This is a genomic window from Winogradskyella schleiferi, assembly GCF_013394655.1.
GTDB lineage: Bacteria > Bacteroidota > Bacteroidia > Flavobacteriales > Flavobacteriaceae > Winogradskyella > Winogradskyella schleiferi.
The window spans coordinates 2,183,432-2,202,454 of record NZ_CP053351.1; the positions used below are offsets into that span (position 1 = coordinate 2,183,432).

Sequence of the window (19,023 nt, forward strand, 5' to 3'; positions counted from 1 at the left end):
GTTATTTTCTACACATTTTGTAATTTAAAATTATGAATGAGATCAGTCACATGGATTTTTAAATTTCCCTACTTGCGGCAATGGTTGCCGCTGTCGTCATTGGTATAGAGCGCCAAATAAAAAGTAAAAATGCTGGTTTAAAAACTAACGCCCTTGTGGCCGTGGGTGCTGCTATTTTTGTAAACATATCTTATAGTTTTATAGGTGTAGATAATGTGGACAATAGCAGAATTATAAGTCAGGTCATAGTGGGCGTAGGATTTCTAGGTGCTGGTGTAATTATGAAAAGAAAAGAGCATGTAAGTGGTCTAGCGACTGCTGCCTCCATTTGGTGTAGTGCTGGATTGGGTTGTTTGGCTGCTTTGAAAATGTATGTAGAATTAGCCACTGCAACCGCACTGATTGTATCTATTAATTTGATCTTCGGATTTTTAAATAAATATATATACAAAAAGAAGAATGATTGAGAGTCAAACTATAAATGGATGGTTTCATTAAAGCCCTTGACTCTTACGAATAATGTGTAATAAAAATTTTAAAACATGAGCAAATCGAAACCCAATGACAATAAAAACGGAAACAGGGAAATTCCAGATTCCAGCACTAAAAAGGCAAGAGGCAGCAAAAGTGTACATAGTCCATTAGACAATTCGCAGGAAGATGGATGGAAACCTGATGCCATTGACAAAGGAAACACCGAAGAAGAATAAATTATCTTTGAAGCCAAATTCATATATTTTTTGAATTTGGCTTTTTTTTTGGGCTATGCGCCTATGATTTCACCGCCATTAACATGAATAAATTGTCCCGTAATATAACTGGCATCCTTCGATGCTAAAAACACATATGCTGGCGCCACTTCACTTGGTTGGCCAGCGCGCCCCAAAGGTGTATCCTGACCAAAATCACTCACATCATTAAATGTGGCAGGAATTAAAGGTGTCCAAATCGGTCCAGGTGCTACACCATTTACTCTTATATTTTTATCTGCAATTTGCTTTGCCAATGAACGCGTAAAACTCGTTATAGCGCCTTTTGTACTTGCATAATCTACTAAGTGGCTACTACCTCTATAGGCTGTAACTGAACTAGTATTTATAATACAATCGCCAGAATTTAAGTGTTCTAATGATAGTTTTGCCAAATGAAAATAAGGATAGATATTAGTTTTATAAGTGTCATCAAAATCTTCCATTGAAATAGCTTTAATAGAATCTTTAGGAAACTGAACCGCTGCATTGTTCACAAGAATATTAAGTTTTTTATACTTATCTAGACATTCTTTTACAACCCGCTCACAGTCATTTCCTTTTTTTAAATCTGCTTTTATAATGAGACATGATTGTCCTTCTTTTTCTACTAGTGCTTTCGTCTTTTTAGCATCTTCGGTCTCAGAAAGATAAACAATGGCCACATCTGCGCCTTCGCGTGCAAAATGAACTGCCACACTCCTACCAATGCCACTATCACCACCTGTAATTAGGGCTATTTTATCTTTTAGTTTATCGCTGCCTTTATAATCAGACCGAATGATTTCTGGTTTAGGGTTCATCTTATTTTGTTTTCCTGGCAATTCTTGACTTTGCGTCGGAAATTCTTTTGGTTTACTCATTTTCAACAGTTTTTTTAAATTTTATTTATATCATAGTTTTAAGATTCTTTTTTCTGCCAAGGTAAAGCGAATCATCACCAAAAAATTCGAATTTAAAAATACGCCGCATTGGCATATACCATAATTAAGAGAATTAGGAATTATGACTAAAAGGTGGATTACCAAAGCCGTTACTCAAGCTTTTCTTCATGCTAAGGAAAAATCATATATTAATGAATCCCCTCTAAATAATTTGCTTTGTTATAACTTGCTTGAATCTCAGATTTTTGTTTTAACAGTAATTCTCTTATGGTCGGATTCAGGTCGTAGTTGTTAAGAATATCGTCATAATCGTCAATGGCTTGTTTCTCTCCATTTCTAACTTCCTCTAACATTGATTCATCATCATCCATAGAAAAGAAAGCTTTAGTGTCAATCCAAGCTCTATGCAATGAACCGCTAATACTGCCGTCGTGCTGATTAACCTCCATTCCCTTCTTTCTAAGGGTATTGGTCAAATCATTAACATGCCCACCTCTTTCTCTAGCTTTCTCATTAAAAAACGTCTTCAATCTCGGATTATCAACATGGTCTGCCACCGTTTTAAATCCTTTTTCAGCATCGTAAGCCTTTTCAATTAAGTCATTTAGTTTGTTTTCTGTTTTTTCATCAAATAGTCCCATAGGTTTATATTTTAGTGTCGTAAGAATTTTGATCTCTTTCTGTGATTATTAATTTGTTAGTCTAAAATTATATAAACCACCTAAAGGGTATTAATCGAATTAAATGAGACCTTTGCTCATTTCCTAAAAGTATATCTTATGGCATTTGGTCAATATGTGAAGAAAAGCAGCTGTTTTAATAATAAGTTAAAGCATAGGGCTTTTATTACAACATGCTATCACCTCCTTTGGATTCATAAAATCCTGATGTAAAATGTATGATGTTGTCCTTTTTAAATCTCACTTAGATGAATTATGTTTTCAGCCTTAATGGATCGCTTCAAACTACTTAAAATTCGAGAGGTGTCATAATTATTGACTTGAGCAGTTAAATACCCTAAAATATCGCTTTCGGTGCTAATAGCTTCTGACTTGTCAATAAATCCATAGCCTTGATAAATACCATTAATAGCATAAACAAAAGCGTCTTCATTTTTATGTCGCCCGTTCAGTTTATAAAGCGTTCTCTTCTTTTGGGTCTGAAATAGTTGAAATGCTTTTTTAAATCGCTCGTTATAATTGGCGATGGATTCATCTCCTGAACAGACACAGCCCTTATTCAATTTTGTATATTTAGAACATGGCCCTTTTACGGTTTCTATTCCACAATGCTTTCTGCATAAGTCATGCGTTTCACAGAAATGTTCTAAAGTTTGTTTTACCGAAGCTCTATTGAAATATTGCTCTGGCATCTGATCTATATAATCCTTTCTCGTAATTTTTAATTTCGCAATACCCTTAGCGGTTTGTCCTTGACTTATAATATAAGGTGCAGAAGTATGAATTTGCTGTGTGTTGAATTTAGGTTTTAAATGTTTTATAGCCTTAGATTCTATAAGCTGTGCAACAAAATCATTCCCTGTATAGATGACTTCAATAGCATTGACAAGCGAATAATCTATATTAGAGAGTTTCCCATTTTTAGAAAAATGACTCTGCAAACGTTTCCTAATATTTTTGGCTTTCCCAACATAGATCACTTCATCCAATGCGTTTAAAAAATAATAAACACCAGGTGCTAATTTGTATTCAGATAAGTCCCTAGGGTTTTCCTTCTGTTGCTGAGCATCTTCCTTAGATTCATTATGATTTTGGGATGTGATATAGGCGTGCATTTGCTGCAAGACCAATTCTGCAAAATCCTTACTATACTGCGGTGACTTGTTTTTAGATAAATCAATTTTTAACGGTAATTGGTCATATCCTGGCTTCCGAATTATAATGGGCTTGATTTCAAAATTATAACCAATGGATTTAAACTGGGATTTTAGTAATTTAAATTGAAGTAAATCAAAAAAAACCAATTGATGGCCATAGAACAGTTCTATAAGTTCATCCGCCAAGTCAATAAAAATAGGGGAATTAAGAATTTCTGATGCCTTGAGTTTGGAGCGTTGAAAAATCCGTTTCGGAATTTCAGCTTGAGGATCAATTGTCATAAACCGAATATCATCATCATCTACATCCTTCACTGAAATCCTATAGGGAATTTCCAGCCCTTTTTTCAGCTTTAAAGTTTGAATATAAATAAATTTCATTCGAACAAAAATAAGTAATATTTAAGCCGTTCAAATTATTAGAAATCCAAGGTTAGCTGACAGAATAATAATTAATAATCCCGATATGTATAGTCAAGCAAACACTATACACCAACTTGAAAAAAAAAGCTTAGGAGTCTTTATCAAGATTCAAGATACTTTCGTCATGACCTTTCTGATCATCAGGAATGGACTCAATGAATTCATGTACCTCTAAATTTGCAGTAGGACCATAAGAATTAATAATGGTGCCTTTACAGTCCTCGTCCGTTTCAATAACATAAAGAATGGATTGGTCAGAGGGATTGCTCATACCTTCGTAACGATGTTCAGCAACAATTTTGACTTGCTCAGGCGAAAATTTCGATTTTTCCTGTGAAGCTATTAGTTTGCCGTTTTCTACGCGAAAATTCTCTGTATAACCCTTTTTTTCATAAAGTTCTAAATAATCTAATTCGTGTTTTGCGTTTGGATCGCTATAATCTGGTTGTTTCATAATTAAAATATTTTGTTGTTGATTTCGAAGATAGCGTATAACCTTCAAATTAATTTTCTCATATAGAATAAAAACTAACTCGAATGCAAATAATAGGTATTAAAATACTAAATTTTATGGGGACTTATTTGAAATAAAGCAGAAGCATAGATATATTTTAAAATTAAACTATCTTCGCAACCTATAAAGGATAAGATTTGCTTTAACACGGTCATTTTGCCTTAATTAATCATATTTATGTATCAACTAACGTACCGTTCAAAAGCGATATCTACTCTAGAAATTGAAGATTTAGACAACATTCTTGTTAGAGCCAATGAAGTCAATAAAATCAACGATATTACAGGATGCCTTATTTTTCTTAATGGCGCCTTCGTGCAAATTTTAGAAGGTGGACAGAAAGAAGTGAATACTGTTTTTGAAAAAATTAAGCTCGATTCTCGCCACCATTCTGTGGAGTTACTATGGGAAAATCAATATGACAAAAGGCATTTTTCAGACTGGAATATGACCTACTACAGACCAAACGAATCAGCACATACAGAATATGTGAATAACCTTTTGTTGCTGTCTCAATTTTCAGAAAAATTTTCTGGAACCTTATTAAGGTTTTGGACTTCAGTTGGTAAACTTTTAAACGATGATCCTAATAAAACTCCAGAATATATATTTTAATTCGTTTTAAATATAGAAATCCAATCACAACTAGATAAAGTTGGGTTGTAGCAATTTTTTTTGTGCGCTTAATTGGTGGGTAATGAAATCAATGACAGGAAAGACTATTTGAAAATCAACAACCGAATGCCACAGCTTTCCTTAAGAAACCGTAGATACATAAGGCTATATTTAATGTTCAAACCGCGAGCTGTTAAGCATATATTTCAATAGATGTTCTGGCTTGTTCTCTCTTGTTAGAAAATTGAGCTTATGTTGTAAGTCAAACAGTTCTTTTTCCATATACCGGATTTTATCGTTGTGCCTGTTGTTGAGTTTTACGCGTTTAATAATATCTATTTGATTTTCTAGGACAATAATATTAAGCATCCGTTGATACTCGTTAACGTTGATATCTGGAGTACCGTTCTCTCTTAAAACTTTAGAAAAATATCTCGTGAATTGCATACTACAAAATTAGTAGCTATTCGTTTTTGTCCTTGCTAAACATTGTAGTTTTATTAAAGAAAAATTGCTTCCCTAACTCCAATTTGAAAATAAAAACTAACCGCATCAAGCAGCTACTGTAATACAACAGTAATTTTTTTAAAACTATTGCTACAGTACGAATTGATTTTGATACCGCAAGAAAAATGCATCGTCTATCTTAGCTCAGAAGTTTAAAAAAAGTCAATTAGTCAGCTTACAAGTAGGTGATCCACAATAGATTTTATAATTTCGATTAACTCTATATTCTAAATTATGAAAATTGTCATTTTAGACGGCTATACCTTAAATCCTGGAGATCTGGATTGGGACGCCTTCAAAAGCTTAGGCGACTTAACGGTTTTTGACCGTACCGAACACGATACTAAAAAAATAATCGAAGCTATTGGTGATGCCGAAATTGTATTGACCAACAAAACCCCAATTTCAGAAGCGATTTTACAGAAAGCACCAAAATTAAAATATATAGGCTTGCTCGCCACAGGATACAATAATGTGGATATCGACACTGCCCAAGAATTAGATATTATAGTGACCAATATCCCAACCTACGGCACAACCGCAGTGGCACAATTTACCATGGCTTTACTTTTAGAAATGTGCCATCATGTAGGCGAACACAATAGCGCAGTACAACGTGGCGGATGGCGTAACCGTAAGGACTTTTCATTTTGGAACTATCCTTTGATTGAATTAGAGGGCAAAACGATGGGAATCATTGGTTTTGGAAGTATAGGACGCGCCACCGCTAAGTTGGCTGAGGCCTTTGGAATGAAAATTATAACGACCCCAAGCAGTAATAAACCCGAAACGGAAACGGCTATAAAAGTGGTTGATATGGATACACTCCTAAAACAGTCTGATGTGGTAAGTTTGCATTTACCGTTAACAGATGACACCGAAGGTTTAATCAATAAAACCACAATCGCTAAAATGAAAAACAGCGCCATGCTTATTAATACAGCACGTGGCGGATTAATTGTAGAAAAGGATCTCAAAGACGCTTTAAACTCAGGTCAATTGGCGTATGCCGCTGTAGACGTGGTGTCAACCGAACCCATTACCGAAGACAATCCACTTTTAAAAGCAAAAAATTGTATCATCACACCACATATCGCATGGGCACCAAAAGCCTCTAGAACACGACTGATGACTACGGCCATCGAAAATCTTAAAGCATTTCTAAACGACCAACCGGTTAATGTTGTAAAGCCTTAAGTATTGATTTTTTTGAATGCTTTTTTGAAATTAAAATTTTTAACAACAAGCTATAGCGTAGTCACTGCATATTTAAAACAGTCTTAAAATGAGCTTATAGCAAAACTATAAAAGCAAATAAGCTTAACGTGGTAAATATAGAATGAAAAACAGCACTAATTTCTAGTTACAGAAAGTCAAATAGTAAGATTTATAACTCTTAAACACCAGACATTACAAATTCAGAACAATTATTATTTAGATTCATAAAATCACAACACTACACTTAACAACATTACATAAAATCAATAGGGTTATATAAGTCTTTTGTCCTCTAAAGACGTTTTCAATTGATTATGATTGTCCCAAAATCTATCGTTAATTTTTTGAATAACGGCCTCATAATCTGGGTGACTTTTCAAGGATTTCATTAAGGGATCTTCTTCAAGAAATAACAATATCCAATATTGATAATTAGTTTTAGTCGCAAACAGTTTTAACTGCTCTATAGCAAGATCGGGTTTTTCATCGTGCAAATACTTTATGGCCAAACTAGCGGGTTGGTAAATAGATTGATCATTTTCACAATATTCAGCATAGGCTTTATAATAGTCTTCAGCTTTGTCATGGAAGCCCATTTTATCGTATACCAATCCAATTTTTAAATTTTCTTGTGGATACATATTCAGCCCATTTTTTTTCTTGATTTTTTCAAACTTATTATAGTAGTAAAAGGCACTATCATATTTTTCCTGAAAATAATAGAACTTTGCTACTTCTTGCATAATATCCAATCGTGTGGTATCTTTTTTCCATTCCTTCAGTAAAGCTTCTGTCGTCTTTTCCATATTTTGATGCTGTGTGTATTGTATAAACACGTTTAAAAAAGGCACGTAATAATTCTGAGGGTTATGATCTAAAGCTAATTTTATATACTTCTGTGCTTCCTCTGTAAAACCATTTTGAACAAAGGCATTACTTAAGGCCAAATACATATAACTTTTGCTTATGGAATCATTCGCTTCAATATCAAGTTGTAAACCTTTTAAGGCATATTCCAAATATTTACCTGTATCAGGAATGGCTCGTGAATACAAATCGGCAAGTATTTGAACCACAGAAGACGCATTGGGATTATAGTCTAAGGCTTTTTCTAAATGAGGGATAGCTAAGCGAAACTCATTTATATTGATGTAGTAAAGGGCTTTAGCGATAAGACTTTCGGCAGATTTAGAATCATATAGCAACGCTTTATCTGCATTGTTATTTATAATATCTGTATACCGTTTCTCCGCTTGATTTAGGTCCAAATAATAGTATGATATCGCAATCTGAGCATACGCGAGTGCAAATTGAGGGTCCTCTTCTATCGCTTTTTCAAATAACGAAATAGCAGTTTCCAAGCCCGCTTTAGTCGCTTCTTGAATTTGCTCGAGCCCTTTTAAATAATAATCATAGGCCAATACGTTTTCTGTAGGTTTTTTATTTATTTGTTGTAATTCAGCTGGTGTCACGGTCACTTTTATAGCCTCCGCAATTTTTTTGGCAACCCTATTTTGCACGGAGAAAATGTCTTCCGTTTTATGGTTGTACTGTTCTGCCCAAATTGGTGTATCGTTTGAAGCATCAATCAATTGGATATTCAACAAAACCTGATCACCTGAGCGTTGCCCACTGCCCTCAATCAAATAATTGACCTTGAGTTCTTCTGCGATTTCTGAGATGGTCTTATCGGTATCTCTATATTTTTCGACGGATGTTCTACTGATAACTTGGAGATCTTCTATCTTTTGTAAATTGTTTAGTGTCGACTCCATAAGTCCGTTCACAAAATACAGGTTATCAGCATCACTACTCATATTCTTAAACGGTAATACAGCTATTGATGTCTTAAAATCAGCATCTTCTTTATCAGTATGAAGTGTTTCTTTAGGAAAAAACAAGAATACCGCTAAGACTAAAACCAAGAGAATTCCCAGTATGAGATGAACTCGGTACTGGTGGAAACCCCCTTTTTTGGTAACTTCAATAGCTTCTGTGTCCTGATTATCTTCTGGTTCTAGTTCAACATGCTCACCAAGTTTTTTTCTAGCTTCACCTGGCGAATACCCATAATAGTCTCTAAAGCATTTGATGAAATAGGAATTATTACTAAAACCCACCTGATAAGCAATTTCAGAAACCGTAAATTCCGTTTCTTTTAACAATGTCATCCCTTTTTGAAGCCGAACTTCACGAATAAATTGACTAGCACTACCTTGTGTCTGTTTCTTAATCTTCCGCAACAAGTTTGATCGGCTCATATTCATGAGCTCCGCCAATTCTGAAACCCCAAATTGCTCATTAGAGATATGCTCTAAAACAAGGGCTTCAGCTTGCTCAATAAATTTTCCTTGATATGAGATGTTAGACATGATGTTTCGTACTGTATCAAATTTAGAGATTTTTATTTAGTATATGAAAAAATTGTTAGTACGTATATTTTCAATTTCCCGAAGGGAAAAGAATTCGTGTTAATAATTTCGTTTCGAATACATTGTTGGGAGTTTATGATAAAGCATTACTTATTAATCACTATATATTTAGCCACAAATACACGAATTCACTCGTTTTCTATATTATAAAAAAATTGACTATCTATTACACAAATGAAACAGACCTTAGGTCTGTTCCTAAGATTTATAGACCTTCATTAATCGCAAATATAAGATTCGTGTATTCGTGGCAAAAAAATCAATTACTTCTATTTTTGTCATTTACTAAAAAATTTTTATTTAAACACTATACTGCTTAAAGTTCAAAGTTAGTTAGTAAAAAACAGTTGCTTGCGTCATAATTTATACTTCTGCGTCATAGTTTTCAACCGCTCATCAAACTTGACACAATAGGCTTCATGCGGATTATCAGTCAATTAGGTTAGTGTCGCATCTTTGTAAAACAAAAATCAAGTTATTAATCATTAAAAATTTAAATTATGAAAACACTTAAAAACACTTCACTTAGAATGACCATTCAGACGGTAGTCTTGACGCTTTTATTAACAAGTTCATGCGCACAATCTAACAAAGAAATAAGTTCAAATGATTCGGCTAAAACAACCAAAACAGTTGACAAACCGAGTATAGATATTCATGGCGCTGTCCTTACAGGGAATTTGGAAGCCGTTAAGCAACATATTGAAGCTGGGACAGATATTAATCAAAAAGAACCAATGTCTGGCTCTACACCTTTAATGTCAGCAGCCACATTTAACCAACCTGAAATCGCTAAAGTACTGATCAATGCCAATGCAGATTTGTCTATAAAAAATAATGATGGCGGAACGGCTTTACACACTGCAGCATTTTTTGGACGAATCGAAATTGTACAATTACTTATTGATGCCAAAGCAGATAAAACTGTACGTAATAATTATGGAGCTACAGCAAGAGAAACAGCAATGGTAGATTTTGCTCAAATGAAACCTATCTATGAAATGCTAATTCAACAATTAAAACCAATGGGATTTACATTAGATCTTAATGAATTACAAAAAGCACTTCCTGTTGTAGCAATGATGCTTCAATAAACATAAAACAAGATGACAACAGAAAGAAGATACGATATTGATTGGCTCAGAGTCATTGCTATAGGTTTATTACTGATATATCATATAGCCATTATATTTCAACCTTGGGCTATGTTTATAGGGTTTATAAGAAGTGAAGACGCTTTAGAAGGACTTTGGAAACCAATGACGATGCTCAATGTTTGGCGGATACCATTACTCTTTTTTGTATCGGGAATGGGACTGTATTTTGCCATGAAAAAAAGAAATTGGAAGCAACTATTAATAGAGCGCGGTAAACGAATTCTCTTACCCTTTGTGTTCGGAATTTTGGCTATTACGCCATTACATTTTTTAGTTTTTCAGCAATACTATAATATGCCATTGAGTTATTTTCCGCATATGGGACATCTCTGGTTTTTAGGAAATATTTTTTTCTATGTCGTAGTGTTGTCACCAGTTTTTTTCTACTTGAAGACTAATGAAAATGGAAAATTTAGGAAAGCCATTTCAAAAGTCATGACCTATGCTATAGGCCCATTATTGATCTCTGGATTTTTTATGTTAGAAATAGGTGCTGTTAAACCACAACTCTTTGAACTATACGCTCAAACCTGGCATGGATTTTTTATAGGGTTGCTTGCTTTCTTTTTTGGATTTTTGTTTGTGTATAGCGGTAACGTATTTTGGCAAACCGTTTCAAAGTGGAAATGGTTGTATATCGGTTTGGCAACCATTCTCTTCGTGATTCGTTTCACAGGGTTTGAGTCTTTATCAAATATGTATATCACCACCATAGAATCTAATGCTTGGATATTAGGTTTATTCGGCATAGGATATCGTTACCTTAATAAACCAAGTGCCTTACTCAGCTATTTGAGTGCAGCTGTTTATCCTGTTTATATTCTTCACATGTTTGTATTATTTGCAGGTGCATTGTTCATCCTGCCATTGAATCTTCATCCTTTGCTAGCGTTTATAGGAATTACAGTATTCACTTTTATAGTCTGTTTTCTAATTTATGAATTCATCCTAAAAAGAATAGCCATCTTAAGACCTTTATTTGGGTTGAAATGGAAATTTAAAAGCGTCGTAAAGCCAAAATTTGAAAAGATTTGAGTCATATCCAAAACGTTGTGTTTCAATTTAACAAACCACTAAGCCATGATTAAATTATTTAGAAAAATTAGACGAGAAATGCTGATTAAAAACCCACCTGCCCTACAGGAAGGTAAGTTCGCCAACTATATCGCTTATGCAGCAGGAGAAATTATTCTAGTTATTGTCGGAATCCTTATTGCGTTGGCAATCAACGAACATTCAAATAATGAGAAGAAATTAGAATTGCGGAATTCATACATAATTCAGTTACATGATGAAGCCGATCGCAACCTAAACAAGCTCACTATTTTGGATAATGAGGCAGCTACAATGCTCAAAGAGTTAGATACCGTATTCAAAATTTTATTGTATAAAGATTATGATAACCCGAGATTATCTACAAAATCATTCTATTTAATTATGTCTAAGAAGTTTTATCCAGTTATGATAACCTATGAAAATTTAAAATTCTCTGGTGATTTAAAATTATTTGACGATTTAAGTTTACGTAATGCTATCTCTGAAACCTACGAAACCTTTAACCCTATTGAGAAACTTGAATCTTCTGAACAACAGGCCATTGAGGCCTATTATGAAAATTTTTTGATGCGTAACGTAAAATTTAGGGATATGGGCATTTCTTCAGACACTTACGAAAAAGACATTTATTTCGAAAATATGGTTTTAACTAGGATGACTACAATTGCACAAAATCGAGCGGCTTACAGTAATGCCATTGCATCATTAAAAAACCTGAGAAACACTTATGCTGACTTACAAAATACAAATGAATAACTCAGAAAAGTTTGATATCGAGTAGTAAACATCAATTTAAACAATCAAAAAACAAACAATTATGAAATTGATTAAAAGCAAAAAAGGAATTAGACTTGCAATAGGCATAGTTTCAGGTGTATCAGTAGGCTTATTAACCTCAAACATAGCTTTGTGGCTTCCTATTGGAATTGCCATTGGTGCCGCGTTAGAATACTCAAAAAAATCTTAATGCAACAACTGAGATTACAAAATAAATCATCAATCAAAAAACGAAGAATTTGAAAAATTAAAAATCCCAGTATTGTCTTCAAATAGTTATAAGGTTACACCAGTAGATGCCATCTTAAATCAAAATGCGATACGAAATGCTCAAATTAAATAAAATAACAAAAACTATAAAGTTGTACAGTTAGAAAACTTAGATCATTTTTTTTAAGAGTGCGAAACAGCAAAGATTGATGAATATCAAATAGATAGAGCAAACGTTTTCCTCAATAGCATTAAAAGAAATATCAAGTTGGTTTTAGAGCCTCTTAATTGATGCATAAAGCACAATAGTTAAAGTTTTATCTAGAGATTTGCTAATAGGTAGTTTTACCTGTTCATAAAATTGCTCAAACTTGTTTTTTTATATTCTGTACACGAGTTAATTGACTTATATTTATCTTTTATTTTAAGGATCTAAGAGTTTGATTGACCAGAAATCTATAGCAGTACTGCCATTCGTCAATATGAGTAATGATATTGAAAACGAATCTTTCTGTGATGGTATTGCAGAAGAAATAATTAATGCCTTATCAAAAATAAAAGGATTAAAGGTGATTGCAAGACGGTCTTCGTTTGCATTTAAAAATAAAAACATTGATGTTCGACATATTGGTAATCAATTAGGTGTGGCTACTGTTTTAGAAGGAAGCGTTAGAAAATCAAACAATAGCATTCGCATAACAGGGCAATTGATAGATACAAAATACGGTACGCAATATTGGTCTAAAAAATTCGATAGAGAATTAATAGATATCTTCGAATTGGAAGATGTAGTGAGTCTTGCCATAGCAGATGAAGTCCGAAACAATTTTGGGCATTTTGAAGTGCAGGACCATTTAATTAAACAACCTACAAATAATGTCGAGGCTTATCAATTATTTTTAAAAGGGCGTTCATTGCAATTAAAATGGACACCAGAAAGTCTAAATGAAGCAATATCATACTATAATCAAGCGATTAACTTAGATAAAAATTACGCTAAAGCTTATTATGCCAATTTACAATGCTATGGGTTATTGGCCGTTTGGGGTTATATGCCTTACCAAGAAGCTATGGATTTAGCTGTTGGCAATCTATTAATAGCCAAAGAAATAGAAACAGCACTACCCGAATATCCACTCTCTTTTGTAGGAAAGTTTCTTTGGGGTGAATGGGATTTTAAAAATGCATATATACATATAGAAAAAGCTTTAGATATTAATCCTAATTATATTGATGGATTAGAAGCTATGACAGAGCTTTCTATAGCACTTGGATTTTTTGATAAGGCTTTAACGTATGCAAACAGATTATTAGAAGTAGATCCGCTATCCGCAAATAACCATTACACATTAGCTAGCATTTACTACTACCAACGAAAGTTTGATAAAGCATTAGAAAATGTAAACTACGCTCTAACACTTAATACTGAATTAGCATTAGCACATCATTTGAAATGTTTCTGTTTAATATGGCTAAACAGAAGTCAACAGTTTCAATATTGTATTCAGGATACTACTTTAAAAGAGGAGAAAAATCTATTATTTCAACTTATCAACAATAAGGATGTTGAAGTTCCGGAACAAATGATTACAAAATGGGTACAATCTCAAAACGAAGAAACGATGCCAGTTCCCTATGATGTGTTTATTTTAAGCAATTCAAGTTCTATAGACCAAGGGTTTACACGCTTAAAGGAAATGATTGAGCAAAGACGTGGACAAGTTATAAACTATAGGCAAGAACCTTTTTTACAACCCTTACATAATATCAAAGAATTTTCAGAGCTACACAAGTCTAATTTGTCCATTGAAGACGTTGATTGCCATCAAACAGACGAAGAAAAATCATCACCAATCATTTTAGATGCTCAACAAATAGAAACGCTAAAAGAGGAATTAGGTTCTTATTTTAAAGAGGACGAACCTTTCTTAAATCCACAATTAAGTTTAAAATTCGTGGCTGATGTGTTTGAATTAAATACCAATAAAATATCCTACGTAATCAATAAAGCTTTTCATCTTAATTTCAATGACTTTGTGAATTCGTATCGCTTAAATCATTTTAAATCCATAGCTATAGACCCAAAAAACTCGCATTTAACTATTCTTGGCTTAGCTTATGACAGTGGTTTCAATTCTAAAAGCGTATTTAACACCTATTTCAAAAAAATAGAGGGCATTACACCTAGTAAATGGGTAAAATCTAATACTAAATAGCGAAGAGTTATAGGTCTTTTACCTCAGTTTAAAACACGCTAAATTAATTTTTAGACGCTTTCCCTTTTCTTAATGTTTAGATTTGAAAATTATTTTATTCTTATACACCACTAGAGTTAGCCTAACAAATTTAAAATTCAAACAGTTTTCATTTTAATACTTGAATTCGTCCGAAATTATAATCTCGGACGTTTACAGTCTTCTTATACCTCAAATTTGCACCATCAAAAAAATTTACAATTATGAAATCAATTAAAATGAAAACAATCAAAAAACAAATTGTATTAAGAATGGCTTGTGTAGCCTTTGCCTTAGTATCCAGTGTAACATATGCACAAAACACAAATTCAGAAACAACAACACATCGAGATGGCTTTATTATAGAATTTGTAGTAGGTGGCGGTCTAATCAGTATAGAAGATAGTGAAGGTATTCAAACATTCGACAAATCTCAAGGAACCTTTGTTTTTCCAGATTTAAAGTTGGGCTATATGTTAAATGAAAGACTCGCTATTACTGCTGCTATGCCAGGAAATATTTACGAATTTCAGGATAATGATAGAAATTTTGGAGGTTTTATCCCATCGCTACAATATTGGGTAAAAGATCGTTGGTGGATTCATGGTGGAATTGGTTTAGCAATAGATTCGCCTGCACTATATGATATTAAAGACGACATAAATGACGATTGGAACTTTGGTTGTGCTGTTATGGCAAGCACAGGTTACGAAATTTACAAAAAGAAAAACTTTGCACTTAATGTGCAGTCAAAATTAGTGCTTGGTAGTGTGTCTTTAGACGGAGACGCACACAGAGATGCAGTACTCTTTAATGTAGGATTAGGCTTTAGCTGGTTTTAAGGTTGAATTTACAAATTTATTTAAATCTAAAATTATTATGAAAAAAACTTTAATTACTTTGACTTTGTGCGGACTAACATTAATCGCCAAATCTCAAAACACAAGTGTAGAAAAATCAATATTCGGATTACAAACTGGAGTTTTAGGAATCTGGGCATATAATGAAGCAAAACTATCAAATACCATAGCACTGAGAACAGAACTTGGTTTTGATTTTGGTGTTTGGGAATCTACTTTTTACGATGATTATGATTCCCCATTTTTGCTAACACCTGTAATCGTTGTGGAGCCAAGACTCTATTACAACCTAAAAAAACGCTCAGAGAACTTAAAACCAATTGATGGAAATAGCGGTAATTTTATTGCTTTAAAAATGGGTTATCACCCAGAATTGGCTCTGTTCAATACTGACGATGCTCCTGTGGTAAGTGATTTTTCCATTATACCCACTCTTGGAATTAGGCGACATATAGGCAAACATTTTAATTTTGAAGCAGGACTTGGCGCAGGATTTAGTTACACATATGCTAAACGCGCTGGTTATTCAAAGAACAAAAGTGAAATGGAATTAAATATGCACTTGCGAATAGGGTATAAATTATAGCATAAACAAAAACAAGTCTCTGTGTTGACATAAATGTCATAAAGATGTCACAAGCTCAGCACAAGTGTCGTTAAGGTTTGTATTTAATTTTGAACAATAATCATTCAATACAAACTAATGAAAATTAAGTTTAGTTAAATGAACAATCATAATCAATAGCCAAAATGCTAAATCAAAAAACAGAAAACCAAATTAAACTTGTTAAACCCTGTAATAAATTGGTTAACTGCCTTTTAAATGATCTACAAAATATTAAACGGTATAAATTTGTCTATTCATATAAATTTTAATCATCATGAAAAAAGTATTTATTTTTAGTTTATTTATTGGAATATTAGGAACAAATTACGGCCAAGATTTTACGCGACAGGCTGATAGTTTAAAAAATAAAGAATTGCTGATGCCTGCATTACAAGAATAATATGCAGCCTTATAACAAAAACCCTCAACAGAAATACATTATGGGATAGCTTCAACCTACGCTCTTTTACGGACTGATCAAGCTCAGAACTCTGCATCTGTTCATTTAATACCTGCGCTTAAAATGATGGTACTTTAAAATCTCCTTATGACCCAACATTTTTAAGTAAGTGTAATATTTCCAAATTTATGACACTATCCATTAGAAACAGAAAGAGCTAAAATTTAATTTAGAATAATAACATCAATCAAAACAATCAAAAAACGAACAATTATGACATCAATTAAAATGAAAACAATCAAAAAACAAATCTTATCAAGAATGGCTTGTGTAGCCTTTGCCTTAGTATCTAGTGTAACATATGCACAAAACACAAATTCCGAAATAACAACACAAAGAGAAGGTTTTATTGTAGAATTTGTAGTAGGTGGCGGTCTAATCAGTATAGAAGATAGTGCAGGTATTCAAACATTCGACAAATCTCAAGGAACGTTTGTTTTTCCAGATTTAAAGTTGGGCTATATGTTAAATGAAAGACTCGCTATTACTGCTGCTATGCCAGGAAATATTTATGAATTTCAGGATAATGATAGAAATTTTGGAGGGTTCATTCCATCGCTACAATATTGGGTCAAAGAGCGTTGGTGGATACATGGTGGAATTGGTTTAGCAATAGATTCGCCCGCACTATATGATATTAAAGACGACGTAAATGACGATTGGGACTTTGGTTGTGCTGTTATGGCAAGCACAGGTTACGAGATTTACAAAAAGAAAAATTTCGCGCTCAATATTCAATCCAAATTAGTTTTGGGCAGTGTGTCTTTAGATGGAAATGCAGATAGAGATGCCTTAATCTTTAATGTAGGCTTAGGGTTTAGCTGGTTATAAGGTTGAATATCACTAAAAATAATGATTGATAAATATATTATTTAGTTGGCAATAATTAGTAACAATGTTTAATTTAAGACTACTAACTAGTAATTGGTCCTAAATAAAAAAAAATGAACACCAAAATATTAATGACCTCAAGTGCCTTATTTTTGGCCTTTATTGGAATCCTTCTTTCTTTTTTACCAAATGAAATGGTGGAATATCTAAATGTCGAGCCAAATATTATTACTACACTCTTTTTGAAAATAATGAGTGCATTATACCTGGGTTTTGGAATTTTAAATTGGATGGCTAAAGGAACGTTAATTGGAGGGATTTATAATAGACCTATTGCAATTGGAAATCTAATGCATTTTGGGGTTGGAGCAATTGCACTAGTTAAAATTGCTTCTAAAATTCAATCACATTCAGAAATTGTCATTTCTCTCACAGCAGTGTATGTGATTTTTGCAATACTTTTTGTCTATGTCTTTAGAACTAATCCGACAAAAACACAAAAGTAAAATAACCCTGACAATAAATTGGAGAAATTAATAAAATAATTGGATTTGTTCTGTTTTACAAATACGAACCTTTAATAGTTCTATTTGTATCAACTTTGTAGTAAAAAATTTTAATTATGAAAGCAATAGAATGTCTAAAGTATGGCGATGTAGAAAATCTGGTGCTCAGTAATGTTAGAAAACCAATACCAAAATCTAATGAAGTACTTATAAAAATATGTGCTACTTCAGTAACTACAAGTGATGTTCTTATTCGGAGAATGAATGAACCCATGATTCCCAAATTTATACTTCAACTCATATTTGGTTTTGGAAAGCCAAGAAATCCAATTCTAGGAATGGTTTCATCAGGTGTTATAGAGGAAAAAGGCAAGGAAGTTACATCTTTTAATTTAGGAGATGAAGTTTTCGCATATGGTTCCATCTCACCTACCAAACGCCGTTTTGGTTCTTATGCAGAATATATTTGTTTACCAGAAGATTGGAATCTTACATTAAAACCTGTAAATCTTAGTTTTGCGGAAGCTGCAGCGATTCCTTATGGTGGTTTGCTTGCTTCTCATTTATTAAAAAAGACGAGTATAAACAAAGGCGACAATGTTTTAATTTATGGAGCGTCAGGAAGTATAGGCACAATGGTCATTCAATTGGCGAAGCATTTGGGTGCTCATGTCACTAGTGTTTGTAGTGGTAGAAACTTCGATTTAGTAAAATCTTTAGGTAGTGATGAGCTGATTGACTACACCTTAGAAAATGCTGAAAAACAATTAGAAATATATAAATATGTGATTGATGCTGTAGGCCATTCGAAATCATCGATACTAAAAGAAAAGAGCAAAAAAGCATTGACTTCGAATGGCAAATATATATCCATCGATCATGGGACGCCATCAACGCCAAAAGAAGCTTTTTCTAATTTAAAAAGGTTAGCAGAACAAGAGAAACTTAGACCTGTTATTGATAGAGTATATTCTTTAGAAGAAATGGCCGAAGCTCATAGATATGTTGAGAAGGGTCATAAAAGAGGAAATGTGGTGATCACTATTTAGCTGGTTATGGATTTTATCAACTTATAAATAAATAAATTAGCTGCTGAATGGTCAGGTCAGTAAACGAACAAAAAATGTTTTTTAAATCACAACTACT

Annotated in this window: 21 protein-coding genes; 15 read left to right on the forward strand and 6 right to left on the reverse strand. The window is 33.2% G+C overall.

The features are described from left to right. The first annotated feature begins 80 nt into the window (after positions 1-80). On the forward strand, positions 81-467 hold the full coding sequence (locus HM990_RS09455) for an MgtC/SapB family protein (protein WP_178988699.1): 387 nt from the start codon (positions 81-83) through the stop codon (positions 465-467). A 75-nt stretch (positions 468-542) separates the two neighbouring features. Then, positions 543-710, forward strand: coding sequence for a hypothetical protein (locus tag HM990_RS09460; RefSeq protein ID WP_178988700.1), 168 nt, complete (start codon positions 543-545; stop codon positions 708-710). A gap of 53 nt (positions 711-763) precedes the next feature. On the opposite strand, the gene HM990_RS09465 is transcribed toward HM990_RS09460, so the two are convergent. The 4 genes from HM990_RS09465 to HM990_RS09480 all read right to left on the reverse strand — a co-directional run bounded on the left by HM990_RS09465 (position 764) and on the right by HM990_RS09480 (position 4,347). Further along, positions 764-1,612 carry an SDR family oxidoreductase gene (locus HM990_RS09465; RefSeq protein WP_178988701.1) on the reverse strand — a complete coding sequence of 283 codons (849 nt, stop codon included), beginning with the start codon at positions 1,610-1,612 and terminating at the stop codon, positions 764-766. A 209-nt stretch (positions 1,613-1,821) separates the two neighbouring features. Then, the gene (locus HM990_RS09470) at positions 1,822-2,274 is read right to left on the reverse strand and encodes a ferritin-like domain-containing protein (protein WP_178988702.1); all 453 of its coding nucleotides are present in this window, start codon (positions 2,272-2,274) and stop codon (positions 1,822-1,824) included. Between the two features lie 272 nt (positions 2,275-2,546). Then, the gene (locus HM990_RS09475; RefSeq protein ID WP_178988703.1) at positions 2,547-3,851 is read right to left on the reverse strand and encodes a GIY-YIG nuclease family protein; all 1,305 of its coding nucleotides are present in this window, start codon (positions 3,849-3,851) and stop codon (positions 2,547-2,549) included. A gap of 130 nt (positions 3,852-3,981) precedes the next feature. After that, complete coding sequence (locus tag HM990_RS09480; RefSeq protein WP_178988704.1) at positions 3,982-4,347, reverse strand: hypothetical protein; 366 nt, start codon at positions 4,345-4,347, stop codon at positions 3,982-3,984. A 237-nt stretch (positions 4,348-4,584) separates the two neighbouring features. Between HM990_RS09480 and HM990_RS09485 the strand changes: the two genes are divergently transcribed. Continuing rightward, positions 4,585-5,022: a BLUF domain-containing protein gene (locus HM990_RS09485; RefSeq protein ID WP_178988705.1), complete on the forward strand. Its 438-nt coding sequence runs from the start codon at positions 4,585-4,587 to the stop codon at positions 5,020-5,022. A gap of 171 nt (positions 5,023-5,193) precedes the next feature. On the opposite strand, the gene HM990_RS09490 is transcribed toward HM990_RS09485, so the two are convergent. Then, positions 5,194-5,469 (reverse strand): hypothetical protein, encoded by a 276-nt coding sequence (locus HM990_RS09490; RefSeq protein WP_178988706.1) that lies wholly within the window; start codon positions 5,467-5,469, stop codon positions 5,194-5,196. A gap of 294 nt (positions 5,470-5,763) precedes the next feature. On the opposite strand from HM990_RS09490, the gene HM990_RS09495 reads away from it, so the two are divergent. Then, positions 5,764-6,726 (forward strand): D-2-hydroxyacid dehydrogenase, encoded by a 963-nt coding sequence (locus tag HM990_RS09495; RefSeq protein WP_178988707.1) that lies wholly within the window; start codon positions 5,764-5,766, stop codon positions 6,724-6,726. 293 nt (positions 6,727-7,019) lie between these two features. On the opposite strand, the gene HM990_RS09500 is transcribed toward HM990_RS09495, so the two are convergent. Continuing rightward, positions 7,020-9,119: a helix-turn-helix domain-containing protein gene (locus HM990_RS09500; RefSeq protein WP_178988708.1), complete on the reverse strand. Its 2,100-nt coding sequence runs from the start codon at positions 9,117-9,119 to the stop codon at positions 7,020-7,022. Between the two features lie 560 nt (positions 9,120-9,679). Between HM990_RS09500 and HM990_RS09505 the strand changes: the two genes are divergently transcribed. From HM990_RS09505 to HM990_RS09550, 11 genes are all read left to right on the forward strand, one after another. Continuing rightward, entirely contained in the window at positions 9,680-10,273 is a 594-nt protein-coding gene (locus HM990_RS09505) for an ankyrin repeat domain-containing protein (protein ID WP_178988709.1), read from the forward strand. A 12-nt stretch (positions 10,274-10,285) separates the two neighbouring features. Further along, positions 10,286-11,371, forward strand: a complete 1,086-nt coding sequence (locus HM990_RS09510) for an acyltransferase family protein (protein ID WP_178988710.1) — start codon at positions 10,286-10,288, stop codon at positions 11,369-11,371. A gap of 45 nt (positions 11,372-11,416) precedes the next feature. Next, a complete protein-coding gene (locus tag HM990_RS09515; RefSeq protein WP_178988711.1) occupies positions 11,417-12,148 on the forward strand; it encodes a hypothetical protein in 732 nt (243 codons plus the stop codon). Between the two features lie 61 nt (positions 12,149-12,209). Further along, on the forward strand, positions 12,210-12,359 hold the full coding sequence (locus tag HM990_RS09520; protein WP_178988712.1) for a hypothetical protein: 150 nt from the start codon (positions 12,210-12,212) through the stop codon (positions 12,357-12,359). A gap of 502 nt (positions 12,360-12,861) precedes the next feature. Next, positions 12,862-14,595 (forward strand): helix-turn-helix domain-containing protein, encoded by a 1,734-nt coding sequence (locus HM990_RS09525; protein WP_178988713.1) that lies wholly within the window; start codon positions 12,862-12,864, stop codon positions 14,593-14,595. Between the two features lie 257 nt (positions 14,596-14,852). Continuing rightward, the gene (locus tag HM990_RS09530) at positions 14,853-15,455 is read left to right on the forward strand and encodes a hypothetical protein (RefSeq protein ID WP_178988714.1); all 603 of its coding nucleotides are present in this window, start codon (positions 14,853-14,855) and stop codon (positions 15,453-15,455) included. Between the two features lie 37 nt (positions 15,456-15,492). After that, complete coding sequence (locus HM990_RS09535; RefSeq protein ID WP_178988715.1) at positions 15,493-16,059, forward strand: hypothetical protein; 567 nt, start codon at positions 15,493-15,495, stop codon at positions 16,057-16,059. Positions 16,060-16,354: 295 nt separating this feature from the next. Beyond that, entirely contained in the window at positions 16,355-16,480 is a 126-nt protein-coding gene (locus tag HM990_RS19930) for a hypothetical protein (protein ID WP_262886566.1), read from the forward strand. 273 nt (positions 16,481-16,753) lie between these two features. Beyond that, positions 16,754-17,371, forward strand: a complete 618-nt coding sequence (locus tag HM990_RS09540) for a hypothetical protein (protein ID WP_229719425.1) — start codon at positions 16,754-16,756, stop codon at positions 17,369-17,371. 113 nt (positions 17,372-17,484) lie between these two features. Beyond that, positions 17,485-17,877 carry a hypothetical protein gene (locus tag HM990_RS09545; RefSeq protein ID WP_178988716.1) on the forward strand — a complete coding sequence of 131 codons (393 nt, stop codon included), beginning with the start codon at positions 17,485-17,487 and terminating at the stop codon, positions 17,875-17,877. A 116-nt stretch (positions 17,878-17,993) separates the two neighbouring features. Next, entirely contained in the window at positions 17,994-18,926 is a 933-nt protein-coding gene (locus tag HM990_RS09550; protein WP_178988717.1) for an NAD(P)-dependent alcohol dehydrogenase, read from the forward strand. The last annotated feature ends 97 nt before the right edge of the window (positions 18,927-19,023 follow it).